Annotated in this window: 14 protein-coding genes, 1 rRNA gene and 1 other RNA gene; 1 reads left to right on the top strand and 15 read right to left on the bottom strand. The window is 46.9% G+C overall.

Translation table 11 applies throughout. From position 1 onward, the window contains the following. Positions 1-95: 95 nt before the first annotated feature. The 15 genes from NSQ58_RS05655 to rpoE all read right to left on the bottom strand — a co-directional run bounded on the left by NSQ58_RS05655 (position 96) and on the right by rpoE (position 15,129). Positions 96-1,651, bottom strand: a 16S ribosomal RNA gene (locus tag NSQ58_RS05655). A 360-nt stretch (positions 1,652-2,011) separates the two neighbouring features. Beyond that, positions 2,012-2,287 (bottom strand): pro-sigmaK processing inhibitor BofA family protein, encoded by a 276-nt coding sequence (locus tag NSQ58_RS05650; protein WP_025719099.1) that lies wholly within the window; start codon positions 2,285-2,287, stop codon positions 2,012-2,014. Further along, positions 2,284-2,595, bottom strand: a complete 312-nt coding sequence (locus tag NSQ58_RS05645; RefSeq protein WP_025676300.1) for a DUF2508 family protein — start codon at positions 2,593-2,595, stop codon at positions 2,284-2,286. Before NSQ58_RS05645 ends, NSQ58_RS05650 begins: the two co-directional genes overlap by 4 nt. Positions 2,596-2,809: 214 nt before the next feature. Beyond that, positions 2,810-3,409, bottom strand: coding sequence for a recombination mediator RecR (gene recR, locus NSQ58_RS05640; RefSeq protein WP_013308227.1), 600 nt, complete (start codon positions 3,407-3,409; stop codon positions 2,810-2,812). 27 nt (positions 3,410-3,436) lie between these two features. Continuing rightward, positions 3,437-3,748, bottom strand: a complete 312-nt coding sequence (locus NSQ58_RS05635; protein WP_013308226.1) for a YbaB/EbfC family nucleoid-associated protein — start codon at positions 3,746-3,748, stop codon at positions 3,437-3,439. 43 nt (positions 3,749-3,791) lie between these two features. Next, on the bottom strand, positions 3,792-5,543 hold the full coding sequence (gene dnaX / locus NSQ58_RS05630) for a DNA polymerase III subunit gamma/tau (RefSeq protein WP_028542567.1): 1,752 nt from the start codon (positions 5,541-5,543) through the stop codon (positions 3,792-3,794). A 158-nt stretch (positions 5,544-5,701) separates the two neighbouring features. Next, positions 5,702-5,968, bottom strand: an RNA gene (gene ffs / locus NSQ58_RS05625) — signal recognition particle sRNA large type. A gap of 110 nt (positions 5,969-6,078) precedes the next feature. Further along, positions 6,079-6,276: a 50S ribosomal protein L31 gene (gene rpmE, locus NSQ58_RS05620; RefSeq protein ID WP_025719104.1), complete on the bottom strand. Its 198-nt coding sequence runs from the start codon at positions 6,274-6,276 to the stop codon at positions 6,079-6,081. A 156-nt stretch (positions 6,277-6,432) separates the two neighbouring features. After that, on the bottom strand, positions 6,433-7,704 hold the full coding sequence (locus NSQ58_RS05615; protein WP_061831800.1) for a radical SAM protein: 1,272 nt from the start codon (positions 7,702-7,704) through the stop codon (positions 6,433-6,435). Positions 7,705-7,799: 95 nt separating this feature from the next. Beyond that, positions 7,800-9,137 (bottom strand): transcription termination factor Rho, encoded by a 1,338-nt coding sequence (rho, locus tag NSQ58_RS05610; RefSeq protein ID WP_028542569.1) that lies wholly within the window; start codon positions 9,135-9,137, stop codon positions 7,800-7,802. Between the two features lie 258 nt (positions 9,138-9,395). Beyond that, on the bottom strand, positions 9,396-10,649 hold the full coding sequence (locus NSQ58_RS05605; protein WP_013308220.1) for a UDP-N-acetylglucosamine 1-carboxyvinyltransferase: 1,254 nt from the start codon (positions 10,647-10,649) through the stop codon (positions 9,396-9,398). 240 nt (positions 10,650-10,889) lie between these two features. Further along, positions 10,890-11,744 carry a class II fructose-1,6-bisphosphate aldolase gene (gene fba / locus NSQ58_RS05600; RefSeq protein WP_013308219.1) on the bottom strand — a complete coding sequence of 285 codons (855 nt, stop codon included), beginning with the start codon at positions 11,742-11,744 and terminating at the stop codon, positions 10,890-10,892. A 247-nt stretch (positions 11,745-11,991) separates the two neighbouring features. Further along, the gene (locus NSQ58_RS05595) at positions 11,992-12,360 is read right to left on the bottom strand and encodes a response regulator (protein WP_013308218.1); all 369 of its coding nucleotides are present in this window, start codon (positions 12,358-12,360) and stop codon (positions 11,992-11,994) included. 213 nt (positions 12,361-12,573) lie between these two features. Then, positions 12,574-14,175, bottom strand: coding sequence for a CTP synthase (locus NSQ58_RS05590; RefSeq protein ID WP_028542570.1), 1,602 nt, complete (start codon positions 14,173-14,175; stop codon positions 12,574-12,576). A gap of 402 nt (positions 14,176-14,577) precedes the next feature. Then, a complete protein-coding gene (gene rpoE / locus NSQ58_RS05585; RefSeq protein ID WP_013308216.1) occupies positions 14,578-15,129 on the bottom strand; it encodes a DNA-directed RNA polymerase subunit delta in 552 nt (183 codons plus the stop codon). Between the two features lie 404 nt (positions 15,130-15,533). Between rpoE and NSQ58_RS05580 the strand changes: the two genes are divergently transcribed. Continuing rightward, positions 15,534-16,694 carry a S8 family peptidase gene (locus NSQ58_RS05580; protein ID WP_053324366.1) on the top strand — a complete coding sequence of 387 codons (1,161 nt, stop codon included), beginning with the start codon at positions 15,534-15,536 and terminating at the stop codon, positions 16,692-16,694. Position 16,695 lies beyond the last annotated feature (1 nt).

The raw sequence follows: 16,695 nt of genomic DNA, 5'->3' as shown, positions 1-16,695 counted from the left end.
AACTGAGCAACGAGTGAGTAACAGGCCTAAACCTGAGTTTTGAAGCTTACGCTTCATATTTGAATGTTTCCATTGCAGGAAACGATTCTCCATAGAAAGGAGGTGATCCAGCCGCACCTTCCGATACGGCTACCTTGTTACGACTTCACCCCAATCATCTACCCCACCTTCGGCGGCTGGCTCCCTTGCGGGTTACCCCACCGACTTCGGGTGTTGTAAACTCTCGTGGTGTGACGGGCGGTGTGTACAAGACCCGGGAACGTATTCACCGCGGCATGCTGATCCGCGATTACTAGCAATTCCGACTTCATGTAGGCGAGTTGCAGCCTACAATCCGAACTGAGACCGGCTTTTCTAGGATTGGCTCCACCTCGCGATTTCGCTTCCCGTTGTACCGGCCATTGTAGTACGTGTGTAGCCCAGGTCATAAGGGGCATGATGATTTGACGTCATCCCCACCTTCCTCCGGTTTGTCACCGGCAGTCTGCTTAGAGTGCCCAGCTTGACCTGCTGGCAACTAAGCATAAGGGTTGCGCTCGTTGCGGGACTTAACCCAACATCTCACGACACGAGCTGACGACAACCATGCACCACCTGTCTCCTCTGTCCCGAAGGAAAGGCCTATCTCTAGACCGGTCAGAGGGATGTCAAGACCTGGTAAGGTTCTTCGCGTTGCTTCGAATTAAACCACATACTCCACTGCTTGTGCGGGTCCCCGTCAATTCCTTTGAGTTTCAGTCTTGCGACCGTACTCCCCAGGCGGAATGCTTAATGTGTTAACTTCGGCACCAAGGGTATCGAAACCCCTAACACCTAGCATTCATCGTTTACGGCGTGGACTACCAGGGTATCTAATCCTGTTTGCTCCCCACGCTTTCGCGCCTCAGCGTCAGTTACAGCCCAGAGAGTCGCCTTCGCCACTGGTGTTCCTCCACATATCTACGCATTTCACCGCTACACGTGGAATTCCACTCTCCTCTTCTGCACTCAAGCTCCCCAGTTTCCAGTGCGACCCGAAGTTGAGCCTCGGGATTAAACACCAGACTTAAAGAGCCGCCTGCGCGCGCTTTACGCCCAATAATTCCGGACAACGCTTGCCCCCTACGTATTACCGCGGCTGCTGGCACGTAGTTAGCCGGGGCTTTCTTCTCAGGTACCGTCACTCTTGTAGCAGTTACTCTACAAGACGTTCTTCCCTGGCAACAGAGCTTTACGATCCGAAAACCTTCATCACTCACGCGGCGTTGCTCCGTCAGGCTTTCGCCCATTGCGGAAGATTCCCTACTGCTGCCTCCCGTAGGAGTCTGGGCCGTGTCTCAGTCCCAGTGTGGCCGATCACCCTCTCAGGTCGGCTACGCATCGTCGCCTTGGTAGGCCTTTACCCCACCAACTAGCTAATGCGCCGCAGGCCCATCCACAAGTGACAGATTGCTCCGTCTTTCCTCCTTCTCCCATGCAGGAAAAGGATGTATCGGGTATTAGCTACCGTTTCCGGTAGTTATCCCTGTCTTGTGGGCAGGTTGCCTACGTGTTACTCACCCGTCCGCCGCTAGGTTGTTTAGAAGCAAGCTTCTAAACACCCCCGCTCGACTTGCATGTATTAGGCACGCCGCCAGCGTTCGTCCTGAGCCAGGATCAAACTCTCCATTAAAGACCAACCGAAGCTGGTTTATAGAAAGAGCGATAAGCTCATTTTGAAACTGACGAGATAAAAATATCTCTTGTTTGATTTTGCGAACAAAATCGTTTTACTCACTCGTTGTTCAGTTTTCAAAGATCAAACCTGCATTATGTCTTACTTTGTTTCACCACCGCATCTCAGCGGCGACTTGATTAATATAACACACATTCAGGATTTAAGTCAACACTTTTTTAAAATTATTTTTTAATTTCATTCAAATGTTGTTCTCACAAAAAATTCCCGGGCTTTAAGGGCCGAGAATTAATGTATCACATTTTTGAATTCGCCGTCAACTATATTTTAAAAATAGAAACAATAACATTTAAGTTTTCATATGGCCTGTCCGAATAATACTATTTTCAATCCCAGTAAAAGGACAATCCCAGGCAAACCTAATATCGTTACCGCCCCCATTGTCACTGGATTGATCGGGATGTACACCTGCGTAATCCACCCTGAATAATTGATAACATACAATGCGATGGCTGCCAGGCCCATATGCGCCCCGAATACTACAAGCCAGCCGATACCCAAACGTTTTTTTAAGATTAGAAATAGTAGCATCCCGACACAGGCAATCAGAACAAGCCAGACCGCCCCTTTCATTCAGCTCTCCGCTTGTGAACACGATCCGTATCATTGGCATACCCAGGTTCATCTGCAGGCAGATGGAAACGATGCAGGCCTTGCTGTTTCGCGCTTTTTAAATGTATCTGATATTTACGTTCTGCAGCTTCTAGAACAAATATAGCGTAGTCGATCTCATCTTTACCCGTAGCTTCATGAAATAAACGATGCGCTCTTAGCCATTCCGCATGCGAAGCCCGAATCTGGGCAAACAACTCCTGCCGATACTCCGCTTCTGATTTGCCATTCTCCTGACGACGGAAATTTTGTTTCATCCGTTCCCACATCCGTTCATCCTCCTCACAAGCTGAATTATGTGCACAGTCTGCAAGACTACCTTATTCATACTTATTGAACTAAGGACAAACTTAGAACCAGGAACGATCTATACTGCCATCTATCACGGCAAATAAAAAAGGAGCCGTAGCGGCTCCCCCAAGTAAGTCGAGAATGCCCAAAGGACATTTCAGACTCCCTATTTATAACGTATAAATACACCTATTAATTGAGCTCTCTACGGCCTTCCAACGCTTTGGACAGGGTAACCTCGTCGGCATACTCCAAATCTCCACCCACTGGCAATCCATGAGCAATACGAGTAACCTTGATTTCAAAAGGACGCACTAGCCGAGAAATGTACATGGCCGTGGCCTCTCCTTCAATGTTCGGGTTCGTAGCTAAAATCAGCTCCTTGACGCGTTCATCACTGAGTCTGTTCAGCAATTCCTTGAGTTTGATATCCTCAGGACCAATTCCCTCCATAGGAGATATCGCCCCATGAAGCACATGGTAAAAACCATTAAACTCTTTGGTACGCTCCATAGCCACCAAATCCTTGGAATCCTGAACAACACAAATGACGGAGGTATCCCTCGTCTTATCCTGACAGATCCGACAAGGATCTGTGTCCGTAATGTTGCCGCAGACTGAACAGAAGTGAAGATTGCGTTTTACATTGACCAGCGCTTTGGCAAAGTCAATCACATCATCTTCCTTCATTTTCAGTACGTGAAAAGCCAACCGGGCAGCCGTCTTCGGCCCTACTCCCGGCAGGCGCGTAAAAGCATCAATTAGCTTTGCAATCGGCTCCGGATAATACAATAGCGTGTTTCTCCTTTATGCAGCAGACTAGAACAAGCCCGGAATTTTCATGCCGCCTGTAAATTTACCCATATCATCATTAGCCAGTTCATCTGCTTTGGACAAAGCATCATTGACAGCAGTCAGCACAAGATCTTGCAGCATTTCTACATCATCAGGATCTACAGCTTCCGGTTTGATCGTGATGGACAACACTTTTTTATGTCCATTTACCTCCACCGTCACAACACCGCCGCCAGAAGTTCCTTCGATTACTTTTCCGCCAAGCTCCTCTTGGGCTTTCAGCATTTGTTCCTGCATTTTTTTCACTTGCTTCATCATTTGGTTCATATTGTTCATTTCAATCATCTCCTTTAATGAAGTATACATCTAGAAACTTGATTCAATCTTTAATGACTACTAGGTCTTCCCCGAAAAGTTGAATAGCTTCATCAATCCAGGGCTCCTTGGACTTTCCCGGCGCATCATGCTCCGGCTCCAGTTGCAATTCTTCGGCAGGCTGGTCGGAAACTCCTTCAATCGCAGCATTCCAATCCTTTTGCATCATCGTTACTAAACGATAAGGATGACCCAACTGCTCATGCAATACCTTCTCGATGACCTGCTTATTGGCAGGCTTTTCGGTAGTTTCACGATGAATATTGTTCTTAAATGCAACCAGCACACTGTCCTCTAACACAGAAACTGGCTCACCATCCATAAACCAAGCATGAACCGTAACTTTTGCCTCTTTTACCCCTTGCAAAATCTGGCTCCACTTACGTCCTGCTGCTGCGAATGCTTCGCTCGACTTCTCAGCGATATAGCGATCCAACTGAGAAGGAAGCTTGGCTGGCGCTGAAATCCGCGGAGCAGGGGCACGCCCCCCGGAAGCCTGACGACCACCCGACGATGCTTCCTGTCCCGCTCCAGCGCCCAATCCACCTTGCAGCGCGCGCTCCAGTTTCTTTTCCAGCTCAGCAAGCTGACGCTTCAACATTACCACATCTTCCTGATCAGCTGCAGCGCCAGAGCGTTGTGCGGTCGGCTGAGCAACAGTTCCTGCTTCCCCCGGAATACTACACAGCTTCAATAGAGCTACCTCAAACAAGGTTTGTGGCTGTACGGCATATTTCATCTCGCTCTGATAACGATTAAGGGTGTCAATCATCGCAAAGAGTTGCTCCTTGGTAAAAGCATCTGCCACTTCCTTAAATCGCTCTGGATCCAGCACTCGCTCCGTCATTTTGGTCGCCTGAGGCACCATCTTGATCATTAGCAGATCTCGGAAATAGTACAGAAGATTCTCCATGCACTTATCCGCACTTTTACCTTCCTGCATAAAGTTCTCGATCATTTGGAGCACCGTGCCCACATCTTCTTTCAGCAATGCCAAGGCAAGCTTACCGAATTGCTCGGACGCAATACCTCCCGTCATATCCAGCACCTGCTGATAAGTAACCCGACCATCTGTAAACGAGGATATCTGATCTAAAACGCTAACCGCATCTCGCATCCCACCATCTGAAAGACGCGCAATGTACTGCAGTGCATCCGAATCAGCCTGTATGTTCTCCTGTTGACATATCAGGTCAAGCCGCTCTGTCTGTTCTTCCAGCGATACCCGCCGGAAGTCAAACCGCTGGCAACGTGAAATAATTGTTGCCGGAATCCGATGTGGTTCAGTCGTAGCCAATATGAACATCACGTGTGGCGGCGGCTCTTCCAGCGTCTTGAGCAGCGCATTGAACGCTTCCGTCGTCAGCATGTGCACTTCATCAATGATATAAACCTTGTGCCGCACTTCTGTGGGCGCATATTTGACTTTATCGCGCAAATCACGAATCTCTTCAACGCCCCGGTTGGAGGCTGCATCAATCTCCTGTACATCCATGACCGCTCCGGCCGTGATCCGTTTACAGGCTTCGCATTCGTTGCAAGGTTCCGGCGCAGGTCCATGCTCACAGTTGATTGCCTTGGCCAAAATTTTGGCTGCACTCGTCTTACCTGTTCCTCGTGGACCGCTGAACAGGTAGGCATGGGACGTGCGATTTTCGCGGATGGCATTCTGCAATGTCTGGATAATATGCTGTTGTCCTACCATGTCCTTGAAAGCCTGCGGCCGCCAAGCACGGTACAACGCTATATGTTCCAATGCGCGTTACCCTCTTTCCCATTCACTTTCATGACCATTCATGGTCACTTCATTATACTATACTCCCGTCCGAATCTAAACCAGACACCTTCCAATTTATAAAACACAAAAAAACATCTTCGCAATGATTGCCAAGATGTTCTAATTACCAATATATACCGTGCACCTGTTATTGATCGTTGTGATCCGAGCGGCAATCCTGAACAACAACTCGGGCTAGGCAACCCTCCGGCACAAGAGTGGACCTGCTTATGGCTGCTTCCTTCCGGACCTGACCAGGTTCACAAGTACTCATTGCGGAGGACCCAGCCGTCAACATTGTGCGCAGGGACCAGCCTCACATCAACAACACCTCTAACAGGAATTCAACCTCGCTATAGCGGATTGCGAGTTACAGGGCACCGCTACCTCCCCATCTAGCACGGTGAAAATAAGTATATCTTAAGGCCGCATAAAAAGCAAATACACATTATTACAAAAAGAGCCCTCTGCAGTTGCAGAAGGCTCTAATAACTTTATAACCTGCGGTAATCCATTAGATACCGTATTTCTTTTTGAAACGATCCACGCGTCCACCAGCATCAATAAATTTCTGCTTGCCTGTGAAGAATGGGTGGCAGGCGGAGCAAATCTCCACACGCAGAGATCCTTTCACAGAACCAGTTTCAAACGAATTTCCGCAAGCACAAGTGACATTAGTTACGTTAAAATTTGGTTGAATAGCTTGTTGCATTGAACTTTCACCTCTTTCCGCCCTGAACGTCCTATCAGTCCAGAGTTGTATGAACACATGTTCACATTATAGCACTTGAATATGAGCGTTTCAACAACTCTTTTCTGCATTCAAAGATGGCATAAAATAGGTGTGTTTCAAGTTACATCGACCATTTTAGGCCTTGGCAAATTTGGGACGTGCCAGCCCTTGTGGCGGTACATGAGTGTAAGAACCGATGACTACATCAGGCAGCTCCTCACGATAAATCTCAAGCATTTGCTTCATACCAAGAATCTCACCTTGAGCAGGTGGAATCAACTCCAGATAGCTTTCAGGATCGATATTCAAGTTACGCATTTGAATCAGCTTGAGCTTAGTACGTTTGGCAAATTCAATCATTGCCTCAATTTCTTCCTCTCGGTCAGTTACACCCGGAAAAATTAAATAGTTAATCGACGTATATACTCCCTGTTCGGAAGCATAACGAAGTGATTTTTCCACATTAGCCAACGTGTAACCGCGCGGCTTGTAATACGCATTGTAGTGATCGTCCAGTGCACTAATGGTACTAACGCGCATCAGATCAAGACCCGCATCCACGATTCCCCGGATATGATCGCTCAATCCCGCATTCGTATTGATATTGATGTATCCCATATCGGTAATGGAACGCACCTCTTTGATCGAATCAATAATCAGTTTGGCTTGTGTGGAAGGCTCACCTTCGCAACCTTGGCCAAAACTGATGATGGACTCCGGTGTCTTCAAATGTTCCAGCATAACTTCTACAATTTCTTCGACGCGAGGACGGAAGTTCATTCTTGTCTGCGGAGATACGAAACCACTGTCATCCGGCTGTTCAGATATACACCCAAAGCAACCCGCATTACAAGAATAAGATACCGGAACTCCTCCTTCCCAGCGATTCAGGAATGTGTTCGAGGAAGTAAGACATTCGTAGCCCAGCGCACAGTTAGACAAATGTTGGTACAGCCGATTTTCGGGATATTGCTCCGTCATCCGCTGCACACCCAATTTAACTTGATGACGGTCACAGTTTTCCGGATTCCACTTGGATGGACTGTCACTCTGCTCTGCCGTTACATAAAATGCCCCATCTTTCCAGACTACAGCCGAATAACCGAACAAGGGAAGTTTGTACTCCTTATCGGTCTTCACATATCCCGGCAGGCACAAGCGTGTAAAACCTTGCGGCAATAAAGCCCCTACTGCTTGCATATCTCCGGGAAGAGAAACCATTTCCCCTGTTTCAGGGTTCATACCGACCGGGCGAGTGCTGGGCAGGCTTACCAATGTAGCTCCTTCCGGTAACGGAATAAGCTCATCCTCCATGATTTCAACAATCATGTCTGCACTACGGGCAAGCCCATACAAAGAAGCATGATCATATACATTGCCTTTTTCGTCGGCATACACCAAATACATTATGGAGCTCCTTTCGCTCCGTTAAGCCTACGCCATTAACAAAATGAATGGTAACGACTGTGTGCTTACGGAACAGATAAAATACATGAAGGGTTTTAGTTGGTTGTGGCCGGGACTGACGCTGTGGTAGAACGCGCCGTTCTCCGTTGTTGCCCACCAGAACTGCTTTGCGAGCCACTGGAAGAAGGTGCCGTCAAATCAAACGAAGCCAAAAACTCAGCATTAGTTTTGCTATTACGCAGCTTTTTGAGGAAGCCTTCCACAAATTCATGGCTTTCCGTCATATTTTTACGAATGGCCCAGATGGTATCCAATTCTTCCTTATTCAACAACACTTCCTCACGGCGTGTGCCGGAACGACGAATATCAATCGCAGGAAAGATACGACGTTCTGCCAGCTTGCGGTCCAAATGCAGCTCCATATTGCCTGTACCTTTAAACTCCTCATAGATGATATCGTCCATGCGTGATCCTGTATCAATCAGCGCTGTAGCAAGAATCGTCAAGCTACCGCCTTCCTCCACATTCCGAGCCGCACCAAAAAAGCGCTTTGGACGGTGAAATGCCGCCGGATCAATACCCCCGCTCAAAGTACGACCAGAAGGAGGGATAACGAGATTGTACGCACGAGCCAAACGTGTGATGCTATCCAACAGGATGACAACATCCTTTTTATGTTCTACGAGACGCAGCGCACGCTCCAACACGAGTTCTGCCACTTTGATGTGATTTTCAGGAAGTTCGTCAAATGTAGAGGCCACAACTTCACCTTTAACAGAACGCTGCATATCGGTCACTTCTTCGGGGCGTTCATCAATCAACAAGACAAAAAGCTCGATCTCGGGATTGTTGGTAGAAATGCTATTGGCAATTTCTTTGAGGAGAAGCGTCTTCCCAGCTTTGGGAGGTGCTACAATGAGTCCGCGCTGTCCAAGTCCGACAGGGGCCAGTACATCCATAATTCTCGTAGACAAATGGTTGGGGGAAGTTTCAAGGACTAATTTGGTCTGCGGATACAGTGGAGTCAGTGCAGGAAAATGTAGCCGCTCAGCAGCTTGCTCAGGACTTCTTCCATTGACGGCGTTAACTTGAAGCAATCCAAAATATCGTTCATTCTCTTTTGGCGTTCGGCATTTACCGGAAACAAGATCGCCTGTCCTCAAGTCAAACTTGCGGATTTGTGAAGCAGAGATGTAAATATCTTCGGTACTCGGGAGATAATTGATCGGCCTCAGAAAGCCGTAACCTTCGGGAAGGATTTCCAGAACCCCCTGCATAAACATCAATCCGCTCTTCTCAGCTTGTGCGCGCAGGATAGCGAAAATTAATTCTTTCTTTTTGAGCGTTCCGTAGTACGGGATCTGGTATTGCTTGGCCAGCTTGTACAGGTCGGTCAGCTTCATTTCTTCCAGATCGGAAATTTGCAGATCCATATAATAACCACCTATTCAATTATTAAGTCCATTCATACATCTAAATGATAGACAATGATATCATAAACACCATTAACATAATTTTAACCAAAACAAATAAAGTTATGCAGCCATCTGCCTGGATTATACCGAATTATTCCGGTTTTCCGATAAAAGATTGTTAGGTATGAACCACAATCATTTATCAAGCAGCGGCTGCATAGGTGTTGCCCGTTCTATTACTTTCGTCCGGGAGTTCGAAAAAACTGCATGGTTTAATTATTCAGTTTGCCGCCATACATCCGCGCCCAAAAGACGCAGGTTGGAGACAAGGTGATCATAACCACGGTCAATGTACTCGACACCCGTCACCTCGGTTACGCCTTCGCTTACTGTAAGTCCAGCAATGACAAGGGCCGCTCCGGCGCGCAGATCTGCTGCTTTTACTTTAGCTGCATTCAGTTGACCACCCTCTATAATGGCGGACCGACCCTCTACGCGAATTTTAGCCCCCATTCGCACCAGCTCAGGAACGTGCTTAAAACGATTGCTGTACACAAAATCGCTCAATACACTGACACCCTGCGCTTGGGTAAGCAAGCTGGTCATGGGAGATTGTAAATCTGTGGCGAATCCGGGGTATATTAAGGCTTTAACGTCGACATGTTCATAGGAAGGTGCACCCAGTACGCGAATACTTTCATCATATTCCTCGATGCCGATGCCCATTTCCTGCATTTTTGCAGTGAGAGCCTCCATATGTTTGGGGATTACGTTGTCAATCAATACATTTCCACGGGTTGCCGCAGCGGCAATCATATATGTGCCCGCTTGTATACGGTCAGGTATGATCGAATGACGGCAGCCATGCAGCTCCGACACACCTTCAATTCGAATCGTTTCCGTACCGGCGCCTTTAATAATGGCCCCCATGGAGTTTAAAAGGGTTGCTACATCTATAATCTCAGGCTCTTTAGCCGCATTTTCGATAATTGTGGCGCCTTTGGCACGTGCTGCCGCCAGCATAATATTAATGGTAGCGCCTACGCTGCTAACATCCAAATAAATTTTGGTTCCGCGCAATTCTTTGGCGTGCAAATGAATAGCGCCATGCTCGTTCGTAACCGTGGCACCCAGCGCTTCAAAACCTTTGATATGCTGATCAATGGGCCGGGGTTCGAAATTGCACCCTCCTGGCAAACCGATGATCGCTTCCTTGAATCTGCCCAGCATGGCTCCCATCATATAATAAGAGGCTCGTAATTTCTTAACAGGCCCATTCGGCATAGGAATGGATTTAATAGAGGAAGGATCTATTTTCATCTGGCTACCTTCCCAGGTAACCGTTGCACCAAGTTCCTCCAGTATTTCGGAATACACCGCCACATCACTCAACAGTGGCAAATTGTCCAAAATGACTTCCGACTCTGCCAGAATGGCTGCGGGAATCAAGGCGATGGCACTGTTTTTGGCACCGCTGATGGAAACTGTACCTTGAAGCGGCCGTCCACCGGTGATCATCAATTTTTCCATAAGCTTGAGGGTCCCCCTACGTGTTTTGCAGTCGGTCAAACAATAATCTCAAACAATAATCTCAAATCATAAACTTTTAACTTTTTTAGTGGTGAAAATGGAAAGACACCGGCTAAGCGGTGTGCTTTCCATACCAAACTATTCAACTGTACAGATTTAAATATTTTGTGCAGCAGAACTACAGCTACAACTAAGAAATACATCTAGTCTGTGCAGACGCACGACCAGTTTAATTCATTATTACGCTTTGTTGTTGGAACCAAACTCACGAATTTTACCGATAACGGTTTGTTTAATCGCTTCACGACCTGGAGCGATGAATGTACGTGGGTCATAAGCATCCGGTTTCTCAGCAAGCACTTCACGAACCACTTTCGCAAATACGATTTGGTTCTCAGTGTTTACATTGATTTTGGAAGTTCCCAGGGAGATTGCTTTTTTAATGTCATGTGTTGGGATACCAGTACCACCGTGCAGAACGAGTGGAAGTTTGATTGCATTGCAGATCTCTTCCATTTCTTTGAATCCGAGGTTTGGCTCGCCTTTGTAAGGTCCGTGTACGGAACCCAGTGCAGGTGCCAGTGTATCGATACCTGTTTCGTTAACGATACGCAGACAGTCGTCCAACTTAGCGTACATTACGTCGCCGACAACATCATCCTCTTGACCGCCAACCATTCCAACTTCAGCTTCAACAGAAACGCCTTTGGAATGAGCATATTCTACCACTTTTTTCGTTGTAGCAATGTTTGTGTCGATCGGGCTGTGGGAATCGTCAATCATAACGGATGTGAAACCAGCGTCGATAGCTTCTTTACATTTTTCAAAGCTGGAACCGTGGTCCAAATGGATCGCAACTGGAACGGTGATTTTCATGTCATGAATAAGACCTTCTACCATTTTAACAACAGTGTAGAATCCGCCCATGTGACGTGCTGCGCCTTCAGAAACACCCAAGATTACTGGGGATTTTTCTTCTTCAGCAGCGCCCAAAATAGCTTGAGTCCACTCCAGGTTATTAATGTTGTATTGACCTACTGCATATTTTCCTTCGAGTGCTTTGTTCAACATGTCTTTCATAGATACCAATGGCATGGTTACAGTCCTCCTAAAGGTGTTTGGGTTTGTCTATATTTTAGCCGACATCACATACGGGCTTATTATACCACAACCCATGTTAAATACTAAACAAGCTTTTGCATATCAACACATACAAAAATCACGCCCAGGACGCCGTTTTTCCATAGAATTGTATAAGGAGAGGATTTACTTTCAGTATTTCCCATAATCACAAACAAAAAACCCTGTTGTGTTAACAGAGTTCTCAACCATAGTGACTCACCTAATCACCTCTGAGTTGTTTGTTCACAGCGATCCGCATTTCGTCAATATCAAAGGGCTTGGTAAAATGCATTAGCGCACCTAGCTCCGTCGCCTCTTTAATCATGTCCAGTTCTCCATATGCTGTCATCATAATAACCTTGATATCAGGATTCATGGTTTTTAGATGCTTCAGAATTTCGAGTCCGTCCATACCTGGAATTTTCATATCGAGCAGAACCAGATCAGGTGGTTCCTTCTCAACAATTTCAAGTGCAATTTTTCCGTTCGCCGCCTGAAAGGTCTCATAACCCTCACTTCCGAACACTTCCATCAATAAAATTCGTATTCCATTCTGGTCATCGACGATTAATACTTTCTTCTTTTCCAATGTTTTAACCTCCTAAGATCTTAAAACGAGGATCATGCAGCTATTGCCATAACAGCGTCCGATGACGTACAATATCCGTCCCATACCTAAAACTATATTCGCTCCTGCAAAAAGAAAATCCTGCTCTTATACATAATTGTGGAATATTCTTTCATAATCAGGAAGCACGGGATAAAAAAAGACCTCCCTGAGGAGGTCTTACAAGCCGTAGCATTAACCTTGAAGCTGCAATGCTGCCTTTACAAATTCACGGAACAAAGGCTGTGGACGATTCGGACGGGAAGTAAATTCTGGGTGGAATTGTACCGCCAGGAACCACGGATGCTCTGGGAGCTCCACAATTTCCACCAAGCGTCCATCTGGTGAAGTACCGGAAATACGAAGACCTGCTTTTTCAATAACTTCACGATATTCGTTATTGAATTCGTACCGATGACGGTGTCTTTCGTACACCAGCTCGTCGTTGTAGCAAGCCGAAGCCAGGGAACCTTCCGCCAGTTTGCATGGATACAAACCAAGACGCATCGTACCGCCCAAATCTTCGATGTCTTTTTGGTCAGGAAGCAAGTCAATGACAGGATAATCCGTAGCTGGGTTAATTTCCGAGCTGTTAGCTCCTTCGAGACCAGCCAGGGAACGGGCAACCTCAATGACAGATACCTGCATACCCAGACAAATGCCGAAGAACGGAATTTTTTGCTCCCGTGCATAACGAATGGTACTGATTTTGCCTTCAATTCCGCGATCGCCGAAGCCACCCGGTACGAGAATGCCGCCAATGCCGCCCAGCATGTCAGCTACGTTCTCGTCCGTCACTTCTTCAGCGTTCACCCAACGGATTTTTACGTCTGCATTCGCATCAAATCCAGCGTGGGAAAGTGATTCAACCACACTTAAATACGCATCATGTAATGCAACATATTTACCAACAATAGCAATCTCAACCGTTTTATCCAGCTTGCTGATTCGATCAACTAACCCTTCCCATTCGGTCATATCTGGTGCAGGTGTTGTCAGCTTGAGGTGGTTAACTACGATTTCATCCAAGCCTTCTTCACGCAGGTTCAACGGAACCTCGTAGAGGGTTGAAGCATCGCGGCATTCTACCACTGCATTCGCATCAATATCGCAGAATAATGCAATTTTTGCCTTCATATCGGAGGACAGTTCATGCTCTGTACGGCAAACAATGACATTCGGTTGGATACCGATACTGCGCAATTCTTTTACACTGTGCTGAGTTGGTTTGGTTTTAACCTCACCAGCAGCTTTAATATAAGGAATGAGCGTTACGTGAATGTACATTACATTCTCGCGCCCAACTTCGCTTTTGAGCTGACGAATAGCTTCCAAAAATGGCAAGCTTTCAATATCGCCCACAGTACCGCCGATTTCTGTAATAATTACGTCCGAACCTGCTTCACGGCCTGCACGGTACACGCGCTCCTTGATTTCGTTCGTAATATGAGGGATAACCTGCACCGTACCGCCTAAATATTCTCCGCGACGTTCTTTGCTGATTACGCTGGAATATACCTTGCCTGTTGTGACATTGCTGTTCTTGGACAGATTAATATCAATAAAGCGCTCATAGTGTCCCAAGTCAAGGTCCGTTTCCGCACCATCATCCGTTACAAACACTTCACCGTGCTGGTAAGGACTCATCGTACCCGGATCGACATTCAGGTAAGGATCAAATTTTTGAATCGTTACCTTCAGTCCCCTGTTCTTCAAAAGCCTCCCCAGTGAAGCTGCCGTAATCCCTTTGCCCAAGGAAGACACAACCCCGCCTGTCACAAAAATATACTTTGTCACTGTTCAAAACCCTCCTAGATAAGATGCAAAATTCAGGCGACATTATGATGTTATCGTAACCCGTTTGCACGGATTATCATCCATGAAGAAGGCAGCGGAATCATTTTCCATGTCCGCCGCCCTTAGCCCTCTTTCATGAGTGAAAACACCCCTATAAAAAACAAAAAAGCACTCCCGTAGTACGGGGCACTTTTATACAAAAAGCAAACATATAAGTGAATCAATCATAAGCCCAAGCAATAGTTTACCCCGTGTCCAATCCGCTGTCAAGGAAGTTATCTGTGTTAATTTGTCCATTGAACCAGATTGGAGAGAATCTACCTGAAAGCTTTAAATCAGAAGAGGTTTTCAAGAAAACGGTCATGAAAAAGGGGAGAACGCATCTCCCCTTACAGCCTGTTCCTAACGAAGCGAATCGTCGTCTTCCGTCGACTCATCGTCATTTTCATCTTCTGAATCTTCCTCATCACTGAGGTCTTCATCGTCTATAACCACGTCTTCATCACTATCATCATCATCTTCTTCTCCGTCGAACAGCTCATCTTCGCCATCCTCGTCTTCGCTATCTGCATCGAAGTCGTCATCAGAGTTGTATGTTTCTTCTTCCTCATGATAGTCATCTTCATCGTCATCGTCTTCGTCGTTAATAATGCGAGGACGCTTGGCGCCTGTCAGGGCATCTTCGGATTTATCTACCGGATACCAACGTTTCAAGCCCCACAGATTCGTACCGACACAGGCAAAACGCCCGTCAATGTTGATTTCAGTATATAGCTGAGCAATAACGTCATTAATTTCTTCGTCGGAAAAGCCACGCAATTTGGCGACTTCCTTCATCAGGTCACGGTAATAATACGGAGTATTGGCTGCTTTCAATACCATAAATGCCAAGTCCACCATTGGAGTCTCGTGGACTTTCTCCGGGTCAATCTTCAAGTTGAGTGGGGTACTCACCTAGGGACACTTCCTCTCACACGTAATTCACAAGAACATGTTTCAGAGCATACACGATACATGCAATACTAACATATCCATTATCAAAACTAAGTAAAACCTATTTGGAAGCAAATTGCAAGTTAAAGATGGGTATCGTCATAATTTCCAGTAATATCCCTCTAAACAAGACGGCACACATAAAAAGACGGGGTCCCCCCCGTCTTCGACTGTACCCGCTCCGGGAGAACCCCCCAAAGTTGTTGCACAAGAGCTTATGCCCTCCATGTATCGTATGTGTCCACAGCCACTTTGACACGACAAGCAGGCCTATTTCCATAAAAAAGGGGCAGGTTTCCCATGCCGCAGCTGACGCTTGCTCATACAATACCTCAGCATGGCTCATCGGAGGGGGACCGTCTCAAATGGACTATCCGGATTTTTTGCAGCGTTTGCATGAGGGTATTTCGGAGCCGTCCGGCAGTGGACGGAACAAACAGATCATCACGTTCGATAAGCCTCACCAATACCGGGAATGCCTGTCCTATCTCAGGAAGCTGAAACCCGAGCTTGCGGGATTACGGCAAGTACAACCGGCCCGACTAATCCGCGCTTTAATCGCTCCGCTTTCAGGGGGAGACAGGCTAGGCAAATATCACAACGGTGTTACCGTTGAAGAAGATACCCGCATGAAGGTCCACGCTGAAACTGCTCATATACCAAAAGCAGAAAAGAACCTTTCCATGCCATGGGGAGTCAAACAGGTACGTGCATACAAGGCTTGGCCTTCCTCGACAGGGAATCGGGTCAGAATCGGTGTGATTGACACAGGAGCGGATTTTCAACATCCTGATCTTCGTCATTCTCTCGCCAGAGGTATTAATTTGCTTAACCGAACCATGCTACCCTATGACGATAACGGCCATGGTACTCATATTGCTGGAACTATCGCGGCGTCCAACTATGACGAAGGTATGGTCGGCGTAGCACCACGGGCTTTAATTCATCCCGTAAAAGCATTTGATCATAATGGAGCTGCCTACGTCTCCGATATCATTCTTGGTATCGACTGGTGTGTATTAAATCGTGTCGATATCATCAATATGAGCTTTGGTATGAAGTCGCGCAGCAAGGCACTACTTGATATGGTGAATAAAGCATATCATAACGGCATCGTGATTGTAGCGTCCTCGGGAAATGAGGGCAAGCGCCGAAGTATTGACTATCCAGCCCGCTATTCCCAGACGATTTCAGTGGGTGCTACTGACAAATACAGACGCATCGCACCTTTCAGCAACCGAGGGCAATTTGTAGATGTGTACGCACCGGGCGAAAAGATCACCTCCTCCTGGATCCATGGCAAGCATCACGAAATGAGTGGTACCTCTATGGCTACTTCCCATGTGACCGGAAGCATCGCACTTCTCCTTTCACTGAGACCGGAACTGGAGCCTGGAGAAATCAAAGCGCTGCTTAAGCGTACCGCCACACCGCTACGCCTGCGTAAAAGCGCTGGACGCAGCTCTATCTCCACTAAACTTGGCGAAGTCGATGCCTTCCGATTGATGCAGGAGGGCACGAAGTAAA

The sequence above is a fragment of the Paenibacillus sp. FSL M7-0134 genome (assembly GCF_038007865.1).
In the GTDB taxonomy this organism is placed as follows: Bacteria; Bacillota; Bacilli; order Paenibacillales; family Paenibacillaceae; genus Paenibacillus; species Paenibacillus polymyxa_B.
This window is presented reverse-complemented; position numbering and strand designations above follow the sequence as displayed.

Coding starts and splice junctions, on each gene's coding strand:
- NSQ58_RS05650 (WP_025719099.1), bottom strand. CDS start 2,287: ATGAAAGGGGCGGTCTGGCTTGTTCTGATTGCCTGTGTCGGGATGCTA.
- NSQ58_RS05645 (WP_025676300.1), bottom strand. CDS start 2,595: ATGTGGGAACGGATGAAACAAAATTTCCGTCGTCAGGAGAATGGCAAA.
- NSQ58_RS05635 (WP_013308226.1), bottom strand. CDS start 3,748: ATGAACAATATGAACCAAATGATGAAGCAAGTGAAAAAAATGCAGGAA.
- rpmE (WP_025719104.1), bottom strand. CDS start 6,276: ATGCAACAAGCTATTCAACCAAATTTTAACGTAACTAATGTCACTTGT.
- NSQ58_RS05615 (WP_061831800.1), bottom strand. CDS start 7,704: ATGTATTTGGTGTATGCCGACGAAAAAGGCAATGTATATGATCATGCT.
- rho (WP_028542569.1), bottom strand. CDS start 9,137: ATGGATCTGCAAATTTCCGATCTGGAAGAAATGAAGCTGACCGACCTG.
- NSQ58_RS05605 (WP_013308220.1), bottom strand. CDS start 10,649: ATGGAAAAATTGATGATCACCGGTGGACGGCCGCTTCAAGGTACAGTT.
- fba (WP_013308219.1), bottom strand. CDS start 11,744: ATGCCATTGGTATCTATGAAAGACATGTTGAACAAAGCACTCGAAGGA.
- NSQ58_RS05580 (WP_053324366.1), top strand. CDS start 15,534: ATGGACTATCCGGATTTTTTGCAGCGTTTGCATGAGGGTATTTCGGAG.